This is a genomic window from Streptomyces sp. AC550_RSS872, from assembly GCF_019049285.1.
GTDB lineage: Bacteria > Actinomycetota > Actinomycetes > Streptomycetales > Streptomycetaceae > Streptomyces.
In genome coordinates, this window is record NZ_JAGMUL010000121.1 from 15,181 (window position 1) to 33,574 (window position 18,394).

General features: G+C 68.0%; 18 protein-coding genes and 1 pseudogene. 6 read left to right on the forward strand and 13 right to left on the reverse strand.

Annotation, left to right across the window (positions count from 1 at the left end; translation table 11 throughout):
* The first annotated feature begins 414 nt into the window (after positions 1 to 414).
* Both KUM44_RS34380 and KUM44_RS34385 read left to right on the forward strand, forming a co-directional pair.
* Positions 415 to 2,838 carry a hypothetical protein gene (locus tag KUM44_RS34380; RefSeq protein ID WP_217213682.1) on the forward strand — a complete coding sequence of 808 codons (2,424 nt, stop codon included), beginning with the start codon at positions 415 to 417 and terminating at the stop codon, positions 2,836 to 2,838.
* 42 nt (positions 2,839 to 2,880) lie between these two features.
* Entirely contained in the window at positions 2,881 to 3,093 is a 213-nt protein-coding gene (locus KUM44_RS34385; protein WP_217213683.1) for a hypothetical protein, read from the forward strand.
* Positions 3,094 to 3,428: 335 nt separating this feature from the next.
* Here KUM44_RS34385 and KUM44_RS34390 read toward each other — a convergent pair whose 3' ends face one another.
* The 10 genes from KUM44_RS34390 to tnpA form a co-directional block, all read right to left on the reverse strand.
* On the reverse strand, positions 3,429 to 4,016 hold the full coding sequence (locus KUM44_RS34390; RefSeq protein ID WP_217213684.1) for a hypothetical protein: 588 nt from the start codon (positions 4,014 to 4,016) through the stop codon (positions 3,429 to 3,431).
* A gap of 106 nt (positions 4,017 to 4,122) precedes the next feature.
* A complete protein-coding gene (locus tag KUM44_RS34395; RefSeq protein WP_308402791.1) occupies positions 4,123 to 5,028 on the reverse strand; it encodes a polyprenyl synthetase family protein in 906 nt (301 codons plus the stop codon).
* A gap of 87 nt (positions 5,029 to 5,115) precedes the next feature.
* Entirely contained in the window at positions 5,116 to 6,015 is a 900-nt protein-coding gene (locus tag KUM44_RS34400; RefSeq protein WP_217213686.1) for a squalene/phytoene synthase family protein, read from the reverse strand.
* Between the two features lie 113 nt (positions 6,016 to 6,128).
* The gene (locus KUM44_RS34405; protein WP_217213687.1) at positions 6,129 to 6,971 is read right to left on the reverse strand and encodes an ABC transporter permease; all 843 of its coding nucleotides are present in this window, start codon (positions 6,969 to 6,971) and stop codon (positions 6,129 to 6,131) included.
* Complete coding sequence (locus tag KUM44_RS34410) at positions 6,968 to 7,573, reverse strand: ABC transporter ATP-binding protein (protein ID WP_217213688.1); 606 nt, start codon at positions 7,571 to 7,573, stop codon at positions 6,968 to 6,970. Before KUM44_RS34410 ends, KUM44_RS34405 begins: the two co-directional genes overlap by 4 nt.
* A 228-nt stretch (positions 7,574 to 7,801) precedes the next feature.
* A complete protein-coding gene (locus tag KUM44_RS46120; protein WP_254390537.1) occupies positions 7,802 to 9,235 on the reverse strand; it encodes a hypothetical protein in 1,434 nt (477 codons plus the stop codon).
* An 878-nt stretch (positions 9,236 to 10,113) separates the two neighbouring features.
* Positions 10,114 to 10,443 (reverse strand): helix-turn-helix transcriptional regulator, encoded by a 330-nt coding sequence (locus tag KUM44_RS34420; protein WP_217213689.1) that lies wholly within the window; start codon positions 10,441 to 10,443, stop codon positions 10,114 to 10,116.
* Positions 10,440 to 11,468: a tyrosine-type recombinase/integrase gene (locus KUM44_RS34425; protein WP_217213747.1), complete on the reverse strand. Its 1,029-nt coding sequence runs from the start codon at positions 11,466 to 11,468 to the stop codon at positions 10,440 to 10,442. Before KUM44_RS34425 ends, KUM44_RS34420 begins: the two co-directional genes overlap by 4 nt.
* A gap of 139 nt (positions 11,469 to 11,607) precedes the next feature.
* On the reverse strand, positions 11,608 to 12,348 hold the full coding sequence (locus KUM44_RS34430; RefSeq protein ID WP_217213690.1) for a phosphotransferase family protein: 741 nt from the start codon (positions 12,346 to 12,348) through the stop codon (positions 11,608 to 11,610).
* A gap of 249 nt (positions 12,349 to 12,597) precedes the next feature.
* Positions 12,598 to 13,029 carry an IS200/IS605 family transposase gene (tnpA, locus tag KUM44_RS34435; protein ID WP_217213691.1) on the reverse strand — a complete coding sequence of 144 codons (432 nt, stop codon included), beginning with the start codon at positions 13,027 to 13,029 and terminating at the stop codon, positions 12,598 to 12,600.
* Positions 13,030 to 13,052: 23 nt separating this feature from the next.
* On the opposite strand from tnpA, the gene KUM44_RS34440 reads away from it, so the two are divergent.
* Positions 13,053 to 14,375, forward strand: a complete 1,323-nt coding sequence (locus KUM44_RS34440) for an RNA-guided endonuclease TnpB family protein (RefSeq protein ID WP_217213692.1) — start codon at positions 13,053 to 13,055, stop codon at positions 14,373 to 14,375.
* A gap of 42 nt (positions 14,376 to 14,417) precedes the next feature.
* Here KUM44_RS34440 and KUM44_RS34445 read toward each other — a convergent pair whose 3' ends face one another.
* From KUM44_RS34445 to KUM44_RS34455, 3 genes are all read right to left on the reverse strand, one after another.
* Positions 14,418 to 14,813, reverse strand: coding sequence for a contact-dependent growth inhibition system immunity protein (locus tag KUM44_RS34445; protein WP_217213693.1), 396 nt, complete (start codon positions 14,811 to 14,813; stop codon positions 14,418 to 14,420).
* A gap of 199 nt (positions 14,814 to 15,012) precedes the next feature.
* On the reverse strand, positions 15,013 to 15,516 hold the full coding sequence (locus KUM44_RS34450) for a hypothetical protein (RefSeq protein WP_217213694.1): 504 nt from the start codon (positions 15,514 to 15,516) through the stop codon (positions 15,013 to 15,015).
* Between the two features lie 621 nt (positions 15,517 to 16,137).
* Positions 16,138 to 16,773 (reverse strand): TetR/AcrR family transcriptional regulator, encoded by a 636-nt coding sequence (locus KUM44_RS34455; protein WP_217213695.1) that lies wholly within the window; start codon positions 16,771 to 16,773, stop codon positions 16,138 to 16,140.
* 125 nt (positions 16,774 to 16,898) lie between these two features.
* Here KUM44_RS34455 and KUM44_RS34460 point away from each other — a divergent pair, with 125 nt between their 5' ends.
* From KUM44_RS34460 to KUM44_RS46990, 3 genes and pseudogenes are all read left to right on the forward strand, one after another.
* A complete protein-coding gene (locus tag KUM44_RS34460) occupies positions 16,899 to 17,288 on the forward strand; it encodes a VOC family protein (protein ID WP_217213696.1) in 390 nt (129 codons plus the stop codon).
* Positions 17,289 to 17,332: 44 nt separating this feature from the next.
* Positions 17,333 to 17,944 (forward strand): annotated as a pseudogene (locus tag KUM44_RS34465) (dihydrofolate reductase family protein).
* Between the two features lie 112 nt (positions 17,945 to 18,056).
* On the forward strand, positions 18,057 to 18,335 hold the full coding sequence (locus KUM44_RS46990) for a DUF1737 domain-containing protein (protein ID WP_302186092.1): 279 nt from the start codon (positions 18,057 to 18,059) through the stop codon (positions 18,333 to 18,335).
* The last annotated feature ends 59 nt before the right edge of the window (positions 18,336 to 18,394 follow it).

Below are 18,394 nucleotides of genomic sequence, written 5' to 3' on the forward strand. Positions count from 1 at the left end.
CAGAATGTTTCGGGACCGCTTGCACCCCGGGAAGCACACCTCAAGAGGAGGGAGTGACACCGGTTGGTGAAGCGCTTCGACGCTCCCATCGCCCCGGATGTGGTGTCAATGCCTGGAGAGAAGCAGGCTGCGCTGCCGTCATTCCTCTTGTTTCGCCAGGGAATTCTCATTAACTTGAATCATCATGTGAAGCGCTTCGACACGCCAGCTAGGGGCTACCGCCATGTGATGACGTACGACACCGCGCAATCGCCCGCCAGGGGTCCGGCGGGCGGGACCCATACCTCTCCTCGAGGACCTCGCATGACCCTGGAGAAGAACGACCTCTTAGGTGACTGCCCCGAGAGGCACCTCCGGGACCGGTGGTCCTCACGCACGACGCCCGGCCGGGTCTTCAACACGTCTGCTGGACGTATGGACTTCGACAGGCGTAGGGCGATGGCGGCAGGACTCGGGGCAGCGGGGGCGTCCGTGGTGGGGGCGGGCCGGGTGGCCGGGGGAGTGGGAAGCGGTGCGGCACCGGTGGTCATCACCGTGCAGGGCGAGTCCCCGATGCGTACGAACATCCCGATGGCCCGTGACCGACGTGCCTCGCGGGGTCGGTACCTGGCGCTGCTGACGGCAAAGGAGGCGCCGGGCGGGAGCGGCTGGTTCGCCGCGTACCGCGTTCGTGCGCCCGAGGGCGGGGTGTACGCGCTGACCGCCGTCGCCACGGCTCCCGTCGAGACGCCGCACACGGAGGCGGTCGGCTCGTACCTGCAACTGCGCGTGAATGACGGGCCGTTCACCGAGGTCGCGCGGTCGCAGCCGTACTGGTACGAGTCGCAGCCCGCCTGGGGGGACCTGTCCGTGCTGGAGCTCGGTGAGGTCGAGTTGCGACGCGGCGAGAACACCGTCACCTTTCGCGTCACCGAGCCGGCCGTGCTCGACGACACCACGGCGTACGTGCTCTCCCTCGACCGTTTCACGCTCACCCTGCGGCGACGCCCGGCCGGGCAGCCCGTCCCGCGTGAGGTGTCGGTGCCCGTCCACCGCCACGGCGACCCCGCCCCGACGCTGAGCGTGCGGTTGGCCGGACGCGCCATCCGCTCGCGCCACGTGCGCTACACGGTCACCGACCACCACGGGCAGCGTGTCGCCGCCGGGCGGGCAACCGTGCGCGCGGGGGAGACGACGGCGTCCGTCCGGCTTCCCCGGCTGCCGCCCGGGCACTACCGGGTCGAGGCCGAGGGGGTCGGTGGGCGGTTCGCGTGCCTTCCGCAGCGCCCTCCCGTCATCGGCGCCGCGAGCCGGTTCGGGATCAATCTCTGGGTGTCCTCCCTGGTGCCGCCGTCCCGGATCGACGGATTCGCCCGCGCGCTACGGCAGATGGGCGCGGGCTGGGTGCGCGACGGCCAGTCCTGGCCCGCCGCCGAGCCGAAGCCCGGCGTGTACGACACCGGGCGCCACGACCGCGTGACCCGCGCCCTGCGCGCGCACGGACTGGCGGTCCTCGACGTGGTCTCGCCCGCACCGGAGTGGGCGATGACCGAGGCGTCGCTGCCGCTCCCGGCGGACCTGCGGCGCGCCTACCACTACGCCCGCCGCCTGGCGCAAGCCGCCCCGGACGCACTCCAGCTGTCCAACGAACCCGACGTCGACACCACGCGCAGCACCGGCGACGCCCACGCCGCGTTCGTCAAGGCCGCCGCGCTCGGCATCAGGGACGCGGCCGAGGACATGGCCGAGGACATGGCCGAGGACACCGCAGGGCAGCCGACGCTCGTCGTACTGCCCGGCATCGCGCAGAGCGGCACCTTCCAGGACCTGATGCTCGACAACGACGTCGTACGGTACGCCGACGCCTGGGCCTTCCACGGCTACCCGAACCCCGCCGAGCAGGACGACCCGCAGTTCCCGGGCGCGGCGGCCGAACAGCACGAACTGGCCCGCCGGTACGGGGCGTCCGGCACGCCGCTGTGGATGACCGAGTGCGGTGCCTTCCTAGACGCCCGCCCGCGTCTCGACCTGACGCCCGCCCAGGAAGTCGTGCAGGCGCGGTACGTCGTCCGTTCCATGGTGGAGGGGCTGGCCGCCGGAAACGCGCGGCAGTTCTGGTTCGCAGGGCCTCCGCTCCACGACGACGGCGTGTACTTCGGCCTGTTCGACCGGGAGTTCCAGCCCCTGCCCGCGTACGCCGCCTTCGCGGCCCTCGCCTCGCTGCTCGGCGAGGCCCACTTCGTCGGCACCGCGCCCCGACTGCCCACCGACGTCTCCGGGTTCGTCTTCGACAGCGGGCGCGGCGAGCGGGTCACCGTCCTGTGGGCGCCGAGGCCGGTGCGGTTCGACCTGCCGGGGACCGCGTACGACATCATGGGCCGCCGGATCGTCACGCGCACCGCCTCACCCGACCCGGTGTACGTCGTCGCGCCGGCCCCTGCGTCACCGGCACCCGCCGTCCACAGGACCCCGCGCCGCCTGCTTTCCCCCGCCGAGCACATCGTCCTCAGCCAGCGCTATTCGGCGCGCGACGCCGCCCCCGGCAAGGACAACGGCGATGCCCCGCCCCCGCTGGGCTACCGTCTCAGCCGGCGTACGCGTATGACGGTCGACATCTACAACTTCACCGGCTCGGCGCGGCACGTGACGCTCACTCCCCGCCCGGCGCCCGGCTGGTCGGTCTGGCCGCGGGGGGCGGCCCGTACCCGTGTGCCGGCCCAGGGACGTACTGGCGTCGGCTTCACGGTTACCGCCGACCGTTCCGTGCCCCGCCGGACCGACCACCGGCTGGCGTTCACCGCAGCCCTCGACGACGGCAGCGAGGTGCCCGCATCCGTGGCGCTGGTTCACGTGAAGTAACCCCGCCGCCGGTGACGTTGTCTGCCATGGCGACTTCGGTGCATGGAACGTCTGCATGAAGTGGCCTACGCACGGCAGTACGTCGTGCCGTTCCGGGACGATGCCGAGTGCATGCGCTGGCTGCACTTCCCGCAGCCACCCGACCGTCGTCACCGCCTGGAACGGTTCTGCTCCGCCTCCGGCCTGTCCTCCACCGAGGGCATCGTGGATACCGTCATCGACGGACAGCAGGAAAACATCGATCAAGTCAGCTGACTGGCTGACGCCGGCTGGCTACGTCGCGGGTGCGCGTGGCTCTGTTCGGTGGCGTACACGGTCTCACGGTCCCCGCCTCGCCTACCGGTAGCCCTCGTTGCGGGCTACTCCTGCCAGTGGGCTGTCGCAGTAGCGCGCTCGACTGGGAAAGAGGCAGTGTTCCAAGCATGCAGTATTCGAGGTGAAGCAACGCATGGGCGCCCGGGGCAAGTAGCTAGCGGCAAGACCCATCGAGGTACGGAGCTGCTAGGGCCAAGACGGGCCTTGTTCGTGGTTCAGATCCGGGCCGACATCATTGGCGTCGCCACCCGCATGTCGGGCCAGGGTCGCGGTGGCTACCAGGCGGTCTTGGCGGTGCTGTAGGAGGTGCGGCAGGCGGCGTCGGAGGCCGTAGCGGAAAGCTCGGTCATGGCCTCGGTCCACACCTTCTTGACCACCTTTTCCAGGCCCCGGGCCGCCGCCGGGGCGTTCGGAGAGAACTTCCTGACCGTTCCCACAGTGGCGACGGTGAACTTGTTGCACACCGGCAGGGCGGCGTTGAGGTAGCGGTTGTCGAGTTCGCCCGTCACGGCAGAGCTGTTGGCGGTGGCCCAGTTGTTCCACGCCGCACAGGCAGGCCGGGTGAGTTCGGCCCGCTCGGTTTCGGTCAGATTGCCCAGAGCGGCGACAGTGGCGTTCCGGAATTCGTCCGGGATGGCGTAGCGGGTGGTGGCGAACTGATCCCCGGCCTTGAAGATCGCTTCCTGGCAGGCGAACGGCAGCGAAGCCGCTTGCGTAAGGGCGGCGGCCAGGAGCGGAGAGGACTTCACACTCCGGGCGGCCGGAGTCTCCTCCTGAGGGATGACAGTCACCGCCACCGCCAGGATGCCGGCGGCCCCGGCCACGGCCAGAGCGGAGCGCTTGAGGATGCGGGAGGTGTTCATGAGTGCGGACCTCCTGTACTTGAAGGGCTGAGCAGCCAGCCCGGTGCAGACCAGGGTCGGGGACTGGAAACGGAGCAGCGGCCACCGCGCCAGTCCCCGGCCCTGCTCAGTGCTGACGGTCGGCTGCTGATGTGGCCAGTTCGGCGAGCCGCGTGGAGTCCGGCAGGCCAGTGAGTGCGGCGCGTGCTTGTTCGGCGCAGGAGGATGCCATCTGGGCCGCCTTGGTGAGAGCTCCGGTGCGTGTCAGCACGGCGAGGATGTCCCGGTGTGCGGTGACGGGGTCGGTGTCGCTACGGAATGCAGTGGTCAGGCGGTCGCGGTCGGCTGTGTCGGCCACTTCGTAGGCGAGCAGGACAGGCAGGGTGGGCTGCAGGTTGGCGACGTCGCTGATGGCGCTCTTGCCGGTGATCTGGTCCTCGGCGGTGTAGGGGAGCAGGTCGTCCCGGATCTGGAAGGCCATGCCGAGCTGTTCTCCGTACTGGTGCAAAGCCTGGGTCTGCCCGGGGGTTGCTCCGGCCAGGATGGCGCCAGCCTGGCAGGCGGCGCCGGTCAGCGCGGCGGTCTTGTCGTGGATGACGTTCAGGACGGTCGGTACTGCACAGGTCAGGTCGCCGCGGATTTCGGTTTCGCGCATGATGCCCTGGCACATGTGACGCAGGGCCTCGACCGTGACCCGTGCTGCGTGCAGTACGCGCTCGGCAGGACCGCCGCTGAGCATGGCCGCAATTCCGGCCATCGACAGACCGTCGCCTGCTACCAGGGCCTCGGCGAGACCGTACTGCTCGGCGGTGGAGGCCCGCCCGCGGCGTACCGGGTCCTGATCGACGATGTCGTCGTGGATGAGGCTCGCGACGTGCAGGCATTCGATGCCGGCCGCGAACGCCAGCACCTGCTCAGCAGTGCCGCCGACGGCTTTCGCCGACTCCATGCACAGGATGGGGCGCAGGAGCTTGCCCGGGGGGAACAGGGCGTCCAGGCAGGCCACCTCCAGCAGGCTGTCGCCGCTGCCCACCCAGCGCAGCAGCTCAGCCTCCAGGAGCGGAATGTGTGTGCCCCCGACTGGGGTCACGGCGATGGACATGACACGTCCTTTCGATGGTCAGCAGGGGATGACGGCGCGCATGTGGGGGCGCCACGTGTTGAGGAAGGCGCCCATGGGTGGCTGCACCGGCTGGTGGAGCACGTCCTGACCTGCGGCCAGCACGCCAGCCAGGAGCAGCCTGTGATGCTCGCTAAATGCGTGGATGACGGGGCCGACCGGGGTGTGTTCCAGTTCCGCGGCCAGGGCGGGCAACCGGTCCGTGGCGCGCGCGGCCTCGAACGCGATGACGTCGGCCATGGCCGGTGTCCACCGTTTGGCCTTGACGTCCTCGGGGTGGACCCCGAACTGGTGGAGGTCTTCGAGAGGGAGGTAGAGGCGGCCTTCGTCGAGGTCCTCCGACAGGTCACACAGCACGTCGGTCAACTGGCCAAGTTCGGCGAACTCACGCACCAGCGGCTGCGCTTCCGTGAGTTCGGTGCCGGCCACGGCCCACATGAACCCGTAGAGCGGGTAGCCGGCGACCTGCGTGGCCCACTGGCACAGTTCCGCGTAGGTGGCGAAGTCGCGGAAGTCGACGTCGCGCTGCACCCCGGTGAACATGTTCTCGATCAGTGACAGCGGCATGCCGAAGGTTCGGTAGGTGTGCACCGTGGCATGCAGGACGGCGTCGTGGGAGCCGCCGGCGGCGAATGCCGCCCAGGTGGCCTCCGCGAATTCGGCGAGCCGACGCTGCCGGCTCTCTACCGGCCCGCTGTCCGCACAGGCATCGGCACGGCACCCGTGTGCCACCAGCGCCGCCGTGTGAGGCCGTGCCGCTGCGGGCGCGATGCGCAGTGCCCCCCAGCGGCCGCGCCCTCCCTCGACGAGACCGGATACCTCGCGCGCGCACACCGTGTAGCAGTGCCGAAGCACGGGATCGGTGATACCCGCCGCGTCCAGCCATCGCCTTACCAGCATCTGTGAACCCTTCCTGCTCAACCGGCTCCCTTCCGGGGCCAGGACGTCGCTCTGCGATGAGGGCGCGCCACGTCCCTCGTAGGGGCCTTGTGGGCCGTCGCACGGGGTGCCGTTCAGCGGGGCGTCGACGTGGCCCGGGCCGGGTGCGCAGGTTGTCGGCGCGCGGGCAGCCACGGCAGACGGAAGGACGGCTTTGCGGTCAGGGCGTCTTTGGTGCGGCGGTGGAAGGCGAGCAGGCCCAGGAACGCGGCGCCGGCGAACCACAAGAACTGAACGGCCAGATCACCGGGCAGCCACTCGCGGGTGAAACCCGCGGCCGAGGCAGCCTGCATGGTGCCGTAGGTAGGCAGGAACCGCACGACCTGGCTTCCGGTGCCGCCGCCGGCTAGCGGATTTTGCAAGCCGACATCCACGAGGCTGGTCATGACCAGGGCGAACATGCCCTCCACCTCCCGGCGCAGCAGCGAGCCGAACACGACGCCGAGCACCCCGTAGGTCATCGCTCCGCAGAACAAGGCAGCGGCGAGCAGCAGGGGCTGGCGCGGGCTCCAGGCCAGGCAGAGCACCGCGGTGGCATAGGCGGCGATGGCGCCGGAGGCCAGGGTCAGCGAGGTGGTCTTGGCCAGGACGAGATGGATGCGGGGGTAGCCGGCCAAGGCCAGGCGGCGGTCGAAGCGCCCGCCGTTGAACGTGACGGCGAACATCATGAACCCGGTGATCAGGGTGACGGCGTTGATGGCGCCGGTGATCTGCGTGATCTGGTTTCCGGCCGGTGCCAGGAGCTGGCCGGTCGCCCGCAGGCGGAAGGTCAGGTGCCTGCTGGGGATGACGGCGTACGCCAGGCTGATCCAGCAGGGGATGAACACGGCGACCAGGACCATGGCGAGCCTGTTCCGGGCGTGTTCGACCAGGTCGAAGCGGACTGCTGTGACGAACAGGTTCAGGTGCCGCCTCACACAGTCACCCCCTCAGCGGGGCGCAGCACGCCACCCTGAAGGCGCCACAACTCGTCCAGGCGCTCAGCGTCATAGGCCAGGTGCGATACGACAAGCACCGAGCGGCCCGCATCGCGTAATCGGGCTGCCAAGTCCCAGAAACGCTGGTAGGTCTCCCAGTCGAAACCCTGGTAAGGCTCGTCCAGCAGCACCACCTGCGGGTCATGCATCAGCGCCAGGGTCAGGTTCAGCTTCTGACGGGTTCCGCCGCTGAGCAGTCCGGCACGTTCATCGACGTACTCCGACAACCGCAACGCGTCCATCACCTGCCCGGCGTGCCGCAGATCCGACAGCCCGCGCGCAACGCGGAAGAACTCCAGATGCTGGCGCACGGTCAGAGCATCGTTGACCACCACGTCCTGCGGGCAGTACCCGAAACGGCCCTCATGACGGACCGTGCCACCCAGCGGGCGCAGCTCACCGGACAAGATCTTCAACAGCGTCGACTTGCCCGCACCGTTCTCCCCGACAATCCCGGCCAGCACTCCAGGCCGTAGATCAAGGTCGAGGCCCCGCAAGACCTCACGGCGACCGTATGCGTGACGCACATCCCGAACTTCCACTACACCCCCGCGCCCGAAGACGGTGGCACGCTCCTGCTGCTGACCACTCGCCGGCACAACAAGGCTAGGCACCACGTACGGCCAAAACCGGCGCAAGATCGTTTATTAGCCCGCACGAGTGAAGACCGCGATGTAATCGGCGCTCGGTTCCGGGGCATCGCCTGCGTTGCCGAACCGGCATGCGAGGCGATCGCACGGCGACGCGCGACCGTGACGCTTCAGTCCCCTTCAAGCTCCCTCCGGCGGACCCGCTTCGTCGTTCGTGCAGGCAGCGAGGTAGTCCGTCCAGCTGTCCTGGGCGAACCGAGCCCACCTGTGGGCGCTGCTTGCGCTGACGCCGAAGAGGTCACTGATCACGATGGGAGGAAGGTCGGCAACGGCTTCGAGCATGGCGGTGTTGCGGGCGCTGATGACTTCCAAGCCGTGACTTCGCAGCTTGTTCACGATCCTCTGCGCCGTGATCGGACGGTGGGCGGGCACTCCCGGAAGCAAGTAGGTAGGGCGACCGTCTTGCGGTGGCCGGAGCATGGAGCGGACCGTCGGTCGTGCGATCTGTTCCTCGATGAGCAGTGCCAGCTTGGGCGGCAGGAGGACTGGGTTGCGTTCGATGGTGAGGTAGGCGTCGTCCCCAGTGCGTTCGAACCGGTCAGTGGTCAGTTCGACCAGGCGGACGACGGGCAGGCCGTAGAGCCTGATCAGTCCGCCCGCGATGCGGACGTCGAGGGGGAGTTGGTCGTCGTTCAGGCAGCGTTTCAGTTGCTCGTTCAGCGCAGTTTCGGTGATGAACTGGGTTGGGAGACCGGTTCGCTCTGCCGTGAGGGCCATCGTGCTGTTAAGTCGTCGGGCGCCGGCCCATCGGATGAAGGCTCCGATCGACCTTCGGCGTGTGGGGTGAGTGGTGAGCCAGAGGTCCAGGTCCTCTTGACCGGCTGCTGCCAGGTCGAGCTGGTTCTCATCGAGCCAGTCCAGGAAGTCGATCGCGGCGCGGATGTCCCTGCGATCGCTGGTAGCGGCGTTGGTGGTGTACCGGCCGCGGGATGACCGGCGTCGTGCGTCGCGGATGATGTGCCACTCGGCGAAGGGACCGATGACCTTCATCTGATGCTGCGGAAGTCGTGCCAGGACATCGGCAGACCACAGTTCCAGACGGGCGAGGTTCTCGTTTCGCTCCGGCAGGACGCCGGTCGCCACCAAGAGCTTCCGGAAGTGATGGGTCGTGTTGTAGCCCTGGGACAAGGCGTCCAGAGACGCGTGAGTGATCTCCGTGTCCTGGGACACGAGCTCGGCGAGGATCTTCGGGCCGGAGCTGGTCCGAAGCCAGGTCAGCACAGACCGTGGGTGATCGGCCGAGGCAAGCGCGTCCGCCAGCGGACGGAGTGCCGGCGGGACGGGGCCGTCTCCTTGCGTGAGGAGTTGGCGCACACGGCCACCGACCGCGCAGCGGGTGCACAGTCCGGCGTCGTAGATGTCGCCGGGAAAGCCGCAGCGGCTGCAGCTGTAGGTGATGTCCGTGCCGCAGCAGGGCCCGCAGAGATCACCTCCGTCGTCAGCGCGGCCGATCAGAACCTGGGTGGTCTGGCATCGCGAGCAAGGCGCGGGGTTCCGCCGGCGCCGATTGAAGCAGGTATCGCAGACCGGGCCGATGGGCCAGTTGGCCCGCACCTCACGCTCGCGGCCGCAGTCGGCGCACTGCGCAAGTGTCCGTGGCCGGCAGCGGTCACAGTGGAGGGCGCCTCCTCGCTCCCTCACGCGGTAGACACGCGCCTGCCGGTCGCAGACGCTGCACACCCCAAGCGGCCCCGTGTTGCAGTTCTGGCAGAGCTCGGGCTGTCCGTCGGCGGCACGGACTCTGATCCGCCGGAGGTTGCCGCAGCCTCCGCAGCGTCGGGGCGGGGGCGCATAGCAGCTGTTGCAGACCGGTCCGTCCTCGGTGTTGGCGTGGGCCGGCCGAAGTTTTCCGCATCGGATGCACTTCCGCTCCGGCCTCGGAGCGCAGGACTGGCACAGTGCTTTGCCGTCCTCGCGCCGGCTCTTTGGCAACTTGCGCTGCCCGCAGCCAGCACACTCCTCCCAGGACAGGGAGGAGTCCCTGGTGTAGCAGAGTCTGCAGATCGGCCCCTCCTCGAGTCGGCGGGCGATGAGGCCGTCTTGTCCGCAGCGGGCGCACTTCCGCAGCTCGGTTCGGTACACACACCACATGCAGCAGCGGCCCTGGGGAGTCGGGCGGGGGAGCTCCCGGTCGCTGCGGCCGCAGATGGCGCAGGACAACTGGGTGACCGCCTTACCGAACCCGTCGGCCTTCAGCTGACGCAGGAGTCTGATCAGTGCCGCCGGGCAGTGGGGCGACGGGGCGGCCAGCGCGTCACCGTGTTCGGCGAAGTGCCGGGCCAGTTCGCGTGCGGGTATCGGACCCCATGCCCTTGCTCGTTCCACGACGGCCTGGGCCGCCTGCTCGGTCAGCTCTGGAATCCGTTGCCGGACGTGACCGACGATGCTGGCCCTGGCCTCCGCGAGGTCCCTCCGATTTCTCTGCTTCTGGTTCACGGCTTCCCGGGACGGCGAACAACGGCTCGCCGCGGCGTGATCGGAGTCGGGGCCGGGTCGGCGTCGCCGACGGCCTTGCGGAGCTGCGTGTTGACGACCTCCGGCTTGATCAGGTCGTTCGGGGTGCACTGCAGGATGTCGCAGAGCGCAACGAGGGTGTCCATGCTCATCCGCTGGGGCGGCTGAGTTACCAACCGGTAGACCTGTTCGCGCGAGAGAGTGACGCCTCGCTCGGCCAGCAGCGGCACCAAGTCCGAGGTCTGGAACATCTCCTTCTCAGCCATCAACTGCCGCAGCCGCCACTGGTAGCCCATCTTCTTGATCATGTCGTCACGTCCCAGTCGTCGCCCAGCCGGTTCTTGAGAGAAGCCTCCAACAGCTTGTTGCGGTACTCGTTCGAGACCCCCATATAGATCGCCGTGGTGGATGCGTGCGAGTGTCCGACTTGTTCCTGGACGAACCGGGCCGGATAGCCGAACTCGGTCAGGTGCGTGATGTAGCTGTGCCGCAGGCAGTGCAGGTCGAGGTCCTCGTCGAGGCCAGCGGCCTTGCGGGCGGCGACGAACGCCTCGTTGATCGACCGGGGCGACAGACGCCCGCACCGCTCCGTCACCCAGAGCGCAGGGTGACGCCCGGGCGAGAACTGCGGGCGTATCTCGGTCACCCACTGGTCCAGCACGTCGACGCACCAGTCCATCTCCGGAACGGTCAGCACGGTCCGCCGCTTGGGCGGCGAGCCCTTCTGGGACTTGCCGAAGCGCACCATCGCGCTGCCGTAACCGCGGAACTGCGGGGCCTTCCGGTTGCGCCGCAGGTCGACCAGGTCGAGCCGGGAGGACTCGGTGCGGCGCGTCCCGTAGGCGTAGATCGCCTTGAGCACGACGGCGTCGCGCAGAGCACACAGGGCTCCCTTGCGTCCCTGGCCACGTATCTTGCCGGGCCGGGCATCGGCGGCGTCGAAGAGGGCTTGGATCTCGTCGTAGTCCAGCGGTCGGCGGCGCGGGTCGCCTTCGTACTCCACGGTGTGCAGGACCGAGTTGCCCTCGTGGCAGACCTGCTGCGGAACCTCGCCGAACCGCTCCAAGCAGGCATGTACCCAGCCGTACCGGGTGTCGAGGAGGTACTCCAGGAACAGGCCGATCGTCACCTCGTAGGTGCGAGCCGTCGACATCTGGATCGGCTTGCTGCCGCTTCTCAGGTGGGCGATGAACGCCTCGCCGTCCGCCGGCGTCCACTGCCAGGGGTACTGACCAGTGAACTCTTCCAACCGCTCGATCAGACGCACCCGTGGGTCGATCGTCGAGGACCTCAGGAATCGGGCCGACTGCTGCCTCGCCCAGCCCTCCTTCATCGCGTCAAACACCGCTGGCGCCGGGTCGAGATGGATGACGTTGCGGGCCAGGACAAGGTGCGCTGAACCGGGTGCTTGCGTACTCACCCACCTGTTGTATCAAACGCAACATTGATGAATCCATATGCTAGCGTGCAGCTCAGGGCTTGGTCAGCGAGACAGCCTCCTTCGGATCCCGCCTCGCTGAGCAGTCAAAACGCCGCTTTGGGCACCGTGCGGAGTGTTGCATCAAATACAATTCATCCCGTTTCTGCCACTGCCTCACACCCAGGCCGTTCGGTTCCCACCGGTCGCAGAACTGCCGCAGTGCCTCGCAACGGGTCAGCATGGCGGCCCTGCGGACCGGCCAGGGCGGCACCTCCCCGCCGTAGGCCCGGAAGAAATCACCGAGTGCCGGGCGGTGCTCGGGGTGGTGCGTCCGTACGACCCACTCGCACCAGGCCAGATCCTCGACCGGATCCCCGATATGGGCGAACTCCCAGTCGACCACAGCGGTGACCTCGAAGGTGTCGGGATCGAGCAGCACGTTGTTGGGGCCGAAGTCACCGTGCACGAGCACCTTGCCCGCCTCCTGCGCACCCGTCGTCAACGGCGTGGTCGCGTGGATACGGCGCAGCAGTTCCCCGCAGCTCGCCAGGACCGTCCCGGGCCGGCCGGCGTCCAGGAGTTCCTGACCGGGTACACCAGCCACGAAGCCGAGCGTGAGGGTGGCCAATGTCGCCGCACGTACCGGCGGCACGGGCAACCGGTTCTGGAGCTGGAGGAGCAGTGTGTGTTCGCGATGGAGCCTGAGTTCGGCATCGGGACCCTCATAGGTTTTCTCGACCACGGCACCGTCGCTCAGTGTCCGGTTGGTGTAGCCGTACTTCAGCGGACGCATCGACTGATCATCCGGCAGAGGCGGCACGCCGGCTACCCCCTTCGTGCCCAGCCCGTCGGCACCGGTCGCTGCTCGCGGCTCCTGCGCAGAGCGTCTCCCTGGATACGCCGGGCTGCCCATCCCTGGGCAACGTCCCCGTCAGTGCTTCTACCTTTGATCTTGGCCAGTGCTCCCCCGTTTACGGGGGAGGTGAAGGCCATCTCAAGCCTGCTCTGACCCGCACGTGAGCACTGGTCCGCAGTGTTCAGCTCAGGCCACGGGGCGCTTCTGGTTCTCGATGTACTGCTTGACCACGGTCAAGGGCGCCCCGCCGCAGCTTCCGGCGAAGTACGAGCCGGACCAGAAGTGCCCGCCCCACAGGTGCCGGCGTACGTGGGCGTCGTACTCCTTGCGCAGGAGCCGGGCGGAGACGCCCTTGAGGGAGTTGACCAGCTTGGAAAGCTGGACCTTGGGCGGGTAGTGCACGAGCAGGTGGACGTGATCCTCCTCGCCGTTGAACTGCTTCAGCTCGGACTCGAAGTCCTCGCAGACCTCCCGCATGATCTGTTCGCAGCGCGTCAGCATGGCGTCGGTCATGGCTTTGCGCCGGTACTTGGTGACAAACACCAAGTGGACGTGAAGGTTGTAGACGACATGACGGCCGGTGCGTACGTCGGGATTTGGATTCCAGCGCGGTGACATAAGCCAAATGGCATCGTGATCGTGTGACAACGGAACGTGCGCGGGAGAAGCGGCAGTTCGGGCATCGTGCCCGACTGGCACTCACCCCTGCGCAGGTTCGGCTCATGGACGACCAGGCGCACGCTGCCCGCACCATGTGGAACTGCCTGCACGCCTGGTGGACATGGCTGGCGAAGGACAAGCGGTCGCTGGCCGCCGCCGACGCGGCGATACGGCAGGCCCGCAAGGACATCGACTTCCTCGCCGTCCTCCCGGCCCAGGCCGCACAGGCCGTGCTGAAGACGTACTTCCAGGCGTGGAAGAACTGCTGGGACGGCCGAGCAGACGAGCCGAACTTCAAGGCCCGGTTCCGGTCCGTCATGTCCGTGGACATTCCCCAGGGCCGTGACCTCCAGATCAAGCGGGTACACCGCCGCTGGGGCATGGTCAACATTCCCAAGGTCGGACGCGTCCGGTTCCGCTGGACCAAAGACCTGCCGGGCGGGAAGAAGGCGAACAGCGACAACCGGATCACCGGAGCCCGCCTCATCAAAGACGGCCTTGGCTGGCACATCGCCTTCCGCGTCCAGACCCTTGAATCAAAGCCCGAGCTCCACCAGGGGCCGGAGGTCGGTATCGACGCCGGGGTCAGCCTTCCCCTCGCCCTCTCTGACGGCAACCACCAGGACCACGGCAGGCCGCCGCGCCTCCCGGACGGCAGCGCTGACCGGGACAAGTGGCTGACCGCCGACGAGAAGGCCAAGCTGCTTGGCCTGGAGCGGCAGGCCGCACACCGCAAGAGCTTCCGCAAGCCCAAGGAACGCACCTCGAACCGACTGCGCGCCACCTACACCCAGATCCGACAGCTCCGCGCCAAAGCCACGCGCCGCGCCGTCGACTGGCAGCACAAGACCACCACCACCATCGCCAAGCAGTACGGCACCGTCGTGGTCGAACAGCTCAACATCACGAACATGGTCAAGTCCGCCAAGGGAACTGTCGAGGAACCAGGCAAGAACGTCAAAGCCAAGTCCGGCCTGAACCGCTCCATCAGCCAAGAAGCATGGGGACGGACCGTGACGATGCTGACGTACAAAACCGCCCGCCAGGGTGGCACCCTGCACAAGGTTCCCGCCTCGAACACCTCCCTGCGCTGCTCCGCGTGCGGCTTCATCACACCAGGCAGCCGGGAGGACCAGGCCACGTTCGTATGCAAGAACCCGGACTGCGGATGGTCGGGCAATGCCGACCACAACGCCGCCCGGAACATCTTGCACCTGTACCGGATGGGCCACGCGCTCATCCCGGCTGCCGGAAGGGCAGTCGTCAGGCGCCCACGAGGTGTCAAGCCCGTCACCGCAAGGTAGACGGGAATCTCCTTCCTGAGCTCGCGAAGGGAGGAGAGCACTTCAAGGAGTCAGGAATCGTTCAACCTTCTGCTGCAAGTCAGGGGGCAGGTCGGTCAACTCCGCGACGATCAGGCGAAGCTCTCGGCCGAGTCCGGAAGACTCGGTCCAGACCGCTGAGTTCCTGGTGAGGACCGCGGACAACAGATCACCTTCGTACATGTCCCCCTCTGCCATCGGGTTGTCCCGCAGCACCTCCAGTGCCAGCGGCAGGAGATAGGGCAGTGCTATGTCCTGCCCTATCAGCAGACGCAGGTCCTCGACTGTCAGCTCGCCGATCGGCCGGCGACGCAAGAAGTGTGCAGTAGCGAGAAGCCGGGTGGCGTCGGCCGACGGAGCCGGCCAGCGGTCGCGTTCAAGCTCTTCAAGGGAGCAGTCACGGTGAAGGGGGCGTGTCACTGCCCGATTGTCTTACGACCCAGGTGATCAGGGACTCGCTTTGTCTGAACCAAGCGGGAGGCCCTGGGTGCCTGTCGCGGCGGGCCTCCGAGGGATGAGCCATGGTGCGGCGATGAGTGTGCAGCGTTCGCGAGACGTTGGCCAAGGACACGTTGTGGCCTGCTGTGTCTCTCATGGGCGGCGATGCCTGAAGATTCGATCAGCTGGTGCGTGGCCCGTGCGTGGCCTGTTCCCAGAGGTCCAGTCCCGCGCGGAGGAGTTCGCGTACGGCTGTGGCCTCCTGGTCCGTCCAGGCTTCCTCGCCGGCGGCCGGTTCCCGAGTGTCACCGCCGAAGATCTTTTCGTAGGCGCTGTCGTGGATCGGTCCTTGTGAGGGAATGGGCGGGTCGGTCTTCAGGCTGTGGGAGAGGTCTTCGAAGAAGTTCCACGCATCGAGCAGTAGTCCTGCCGGGACGGTGTCGAGGCCAGGGTGCTCGACCCACTGACGTATGAGGTCCAGGTCAAGTGTGGCGCCGCCGTCCCGGATGAGCTCCCAGCCGTTGCGATCGCAGTATTCTTGCAGCGTCTTGAAGTCGTGGAAGGCGAGGAGTCTTCCGAGGTCGTCAACGGCCAGCTCATCGGGGGCGTTGTCCTCTCCGGGCCGCCAGATCAGCGTCAGGCTCCCTCTCCGGGTCGCGATTTGATACGGGTAGTGGTCGGTCATGCGGGTTCTCCCTGGTGCTGTGGCGGCACTCGCCGCAGGGTCATCCTGCCTGCACTGATCGTTGTGTGGTGACTTGGGATCAGGTGGGGCTGCGGGGTCCGGAGCTGCGGGTCGCCGGGTGTTTCGGGCGGGCGGAGCCGCTGGCGACGGCGGCCGCCTGTGTGAGGGGGCTGCCGGCTGATGTGTCGGGCAAGGAGGGGTGGCAGCTGGCTGAGCAGGGCGGTGCCGCGGTGCGTGGTCGACGCAGCGGCTGCTGGGGGCCGCCCGCTTGGGGTGCGGGCGGGGTCCGCGGTGTGGTGCTGTCCCAGGTGGTCGAGCGTCTGGGGCCCGACGCGGTGCGGCTGCGGTGCGACTCCTGGATGAGAGGGGGTTTTGGACAGGGGCAGCCGGTCGGCGGGTGTTCAGCGGCAGTGCACGGGCGCGGCGGGGGAGATGAGAACTGCCAGGTGGGAGTGTTCTTGGGCTGCGTGTCCTTGCGCCGGACACGTGCTGATTGACCGGGACCGGTGTGCCGGACGGGTCGTGGGTGCGTGCCGCGTTGTCGGTGGCGGATGCGGTCCTGGACGGCATGAAGGGCGAGCGTCCGCTCCTGGTTGCCGTCCGGGCCACTGGAGGCGGCCTTCATGCCACGGCGTAGTGCCCGAGGGCCGGTTCGAGGAGGCCGAAGGCGTCGGCGGCCTCGTCCGCGACGATTGTGGCGATCTCGTCGTTCGTGCGGCCGGCGAGGGTCAGCTCCTGGATGCGGTGGAACAGGACGCGGTGCACCGCTGCCAAGAGGGCCGCGGCGGTGCACGCGGTGATGTCGTCAGGGGAGGAACCGGTGGCTTCGACGAGGGCGGCGGCGAGTGCTTCCTGGCGCCGGTCGTGCAGCGTGCGCAGGCAGGCCGAGAGGGTCGGACTCTCGTGGATCATCCGGGAGAACTCCGGGCCGGCGAAGCCGATCACCGGGTCCTGGGCGGCGACGCCTGCCTCGAAGGTACGGCGCAGCGCCCCGAGGGCGGACTCCCCGGCGGGGCGGGCGGCCACGGCCTCGGCCAGGCCCGCGACGAACGCGTCCTGGTGGTCGAGGGCCATGTCCTCCTTGCGGGGGAAGTAGTTGGTCACGGTCTTCTTGGCGACGCGGGCGGCGGTGGCGATCTCCGCGATGGTCGTCGACTCGAAGCCCTGCGCCATGAAGAGGCGGGTGGCGTGGTCGGAGATCAGCTGCCGGGTCTCGCGCTTCTTGGACTCGCGTAGCCCTGTGGTCTCGATACTCATGGTGCAATCTTACCCTGGTGGCAAAGTTTGATTGACATCAATGATTCTCCTGTTCTAAATTTACGTCCGATGTAAGGTTTCGCTCGCTCGGCCTGCTGCCTGACACCCGAACCGAAGGAACCCGCGTGCAGATCACCGCTTCCACCGTCGCCCTCACCGTCGACGACGTGGCCGCCTCCCGCTCCTTCTTCACCACCCACCTCGGCTACGAGGAGCGCATGGCCGCCGACGGCTTCTCCTCGCTGAGCCGTCCCGATGCCGCGGCCGACATAGTCCTGTTGCGCCGCGGCATGGAGATCCTGCCGGACGACCAGCGCGATCAGCGCGCCCGCGGGCTCATCCTCGCGTTCACCCTCGACAGCGGCATCGCCGACGAAGAGGACAGGCTGCGGGCTGCGGGCGTCGAAATCACCATGCCGCTGCGTGAAGAGCCGTGGGGTGAACGCCTCTTCCAGATCACCGACCCCAACGGTGTGGTCGTCCAGTTCGTGGAGTGGGCCTCCTCCGCGGCGTGACCTCCGGCATCGCCGACAAGACGACCACTCCACGTAGGGCCCTCATACGCAAGCTCGTGTACTACATCGCCTCCACTGCCGACGGCTTTATCGCCGGGCCGGACGGCACGGACCCCACCGGCCCCGACGGCTTCTGGCCGATCGCTCCGGACTACGTCCAGCACCTGGCCGCCACATACCCCGAGACCCTGCTCGCCGCGGCCCGTGAGGCGCTGGGCGTCACAGCCGAGGGCACCCATTTCGACACCGTCCTCGAGGGCCGCAAGAGCTACGAGATCGGCCTGTCGGCCGGTGTCCCGGGCGCCTAGCCGCATCTGCGTCACCTCGTCTTCTCGCGGAGTCTCACCGAACTGCCTGCCCCCGCCGTGGAACTCGTCGCCGACGACCCCGCGGCGAAGGTCCGTGAGCTCAAGCGGGAAGAAGGCAAGGACATCTGGCTGCTCGGCGGAGCGGAACTGGTGGGCGCTCTCTATCCGGAGATCGACCGGCTGATCGTCAAGCTCAGTCCCCTCACCATCGGCGACGGCATCCCCCTGTTTTCCCGCAAAACTGCCTTCGCCCCGCGTCTCTGGCAACTCACCGACCACACCACGCTGGAGAGCGGCGCCTTCTTCCTCACCTACGACCGTGCGCCCGACTCCGAGGCACGGGTCTAACGACCTTGGGAGCGATTGAGCGGGGGTGCTCATGGCCAGCTGGGGCTTGCGTGAAGTCAGTCGTCCATGAGCACACAGCGCACCGCCTGAGGGATTGCCCGTCCATCGAGTCTTGACCGGGCCGGACGATGCCGCGGTCTGCCACCATGTGAGCGAGCTGATGGGCCTTGGCTTCGAGCTGCACGAACGCCCCGCCGTCAAACTCGCCACCGCCCTGACCCAGGGCAACCGCACCATCATCGTCATCGCCCACCGGCCCGCGACCATCCGCCGCGCCGACCACATCGCCGTCCTCGAACCCGGCCGCATCGCGGAGCAGGGCACCTGGGACGACCTCACAGCTCGCCCCGACGGCCCGCTCAACCGCGTACTGGCCGTCACGCCGTCCTGAACCCGATGAGTCATCTCCCAGGAGGCACTGAGATCCGGGCCGTCGTGGGTCACGAACGT

What these genes read in the sequence shown, in the direction of transcription:
- KUM44_RS34425 (WP_217213747.1), bottom strand. Translation starts at nt 11,468, where the DNA reads ATGAAGGAGGGCTGGGCGAGGCAGCAGTCGGCCCGATTCCTGAGGTCC.
- KUM44_RS34390 (WP_217213684.1), bottom strand. Translation starts at nt 4,016, where the DNA reads ATGAACACCTCCCGCATCCTCAAGCGCTCCGCTCTGGCCGTGGCCGGG.
- KUM44_RS34400 (WP_217213686.1), bottom strand. Translation starts at nt 6,015, where the DNA reads ATGCTGGTAAGGCGATGGCTGGACGCGGCGGGTATCACCGATCCCGTG.
- KUM44_RS34380 (WP_217213682.1), top strand. Translation starts at nt 415, where the DNA reads ATGGACTTCGACAGGCGTAGGGCGATGGCGGCAGGACTCGGGGCAGCG.
- KUM44_RS34385 (WP_217213683.1), top strand. Translation starts at nt 2,881, where the DNA reads ATGGAACGTCTGCATGAAGTGGCCTACGCACGGCAGTACGTCGTGCCG.
- KUM44_RS34420 (WP_217213689.1), bottom strand. Translation starts at nt 10,443, where the DNA reads ATGATCAAGAAGATGGGCTACCAGTGGCGGCTGCGGCAGTTGATGGCT.
- KUM44_RS34430 (WP_217213690.1), bottom strand. Translation starts at nt 12,348, where the DNA reads ATGCGTCCGCTGAAGTACGGCTACACCAACCGGACACTGAGCGACGGT.
- KUM44_RS34455 (WP_217213695.1), bottom strand. Translation starts at nt 16,773, where the DNA reads ATGAGTATCGAGACCACAGGGCTACGCGAGTCCAAGAAGCGCGAGACC.
- tnpA (WP_217213691.1), bottom strand. Translation starts at nt 13,029, where the DNA reads ATGTCACCGCGCTGGAATCCAAATCCCGACGTACGCACCGGCCGTCAT.
- KUM44_RS34450 (WP_217213694.1), bottom strand. Translation starts at nt 15,516, where the DNA reads ATGACCGACCACTACCCGTATCAAATCGCGACCCGGAGAGGGAGCCTG.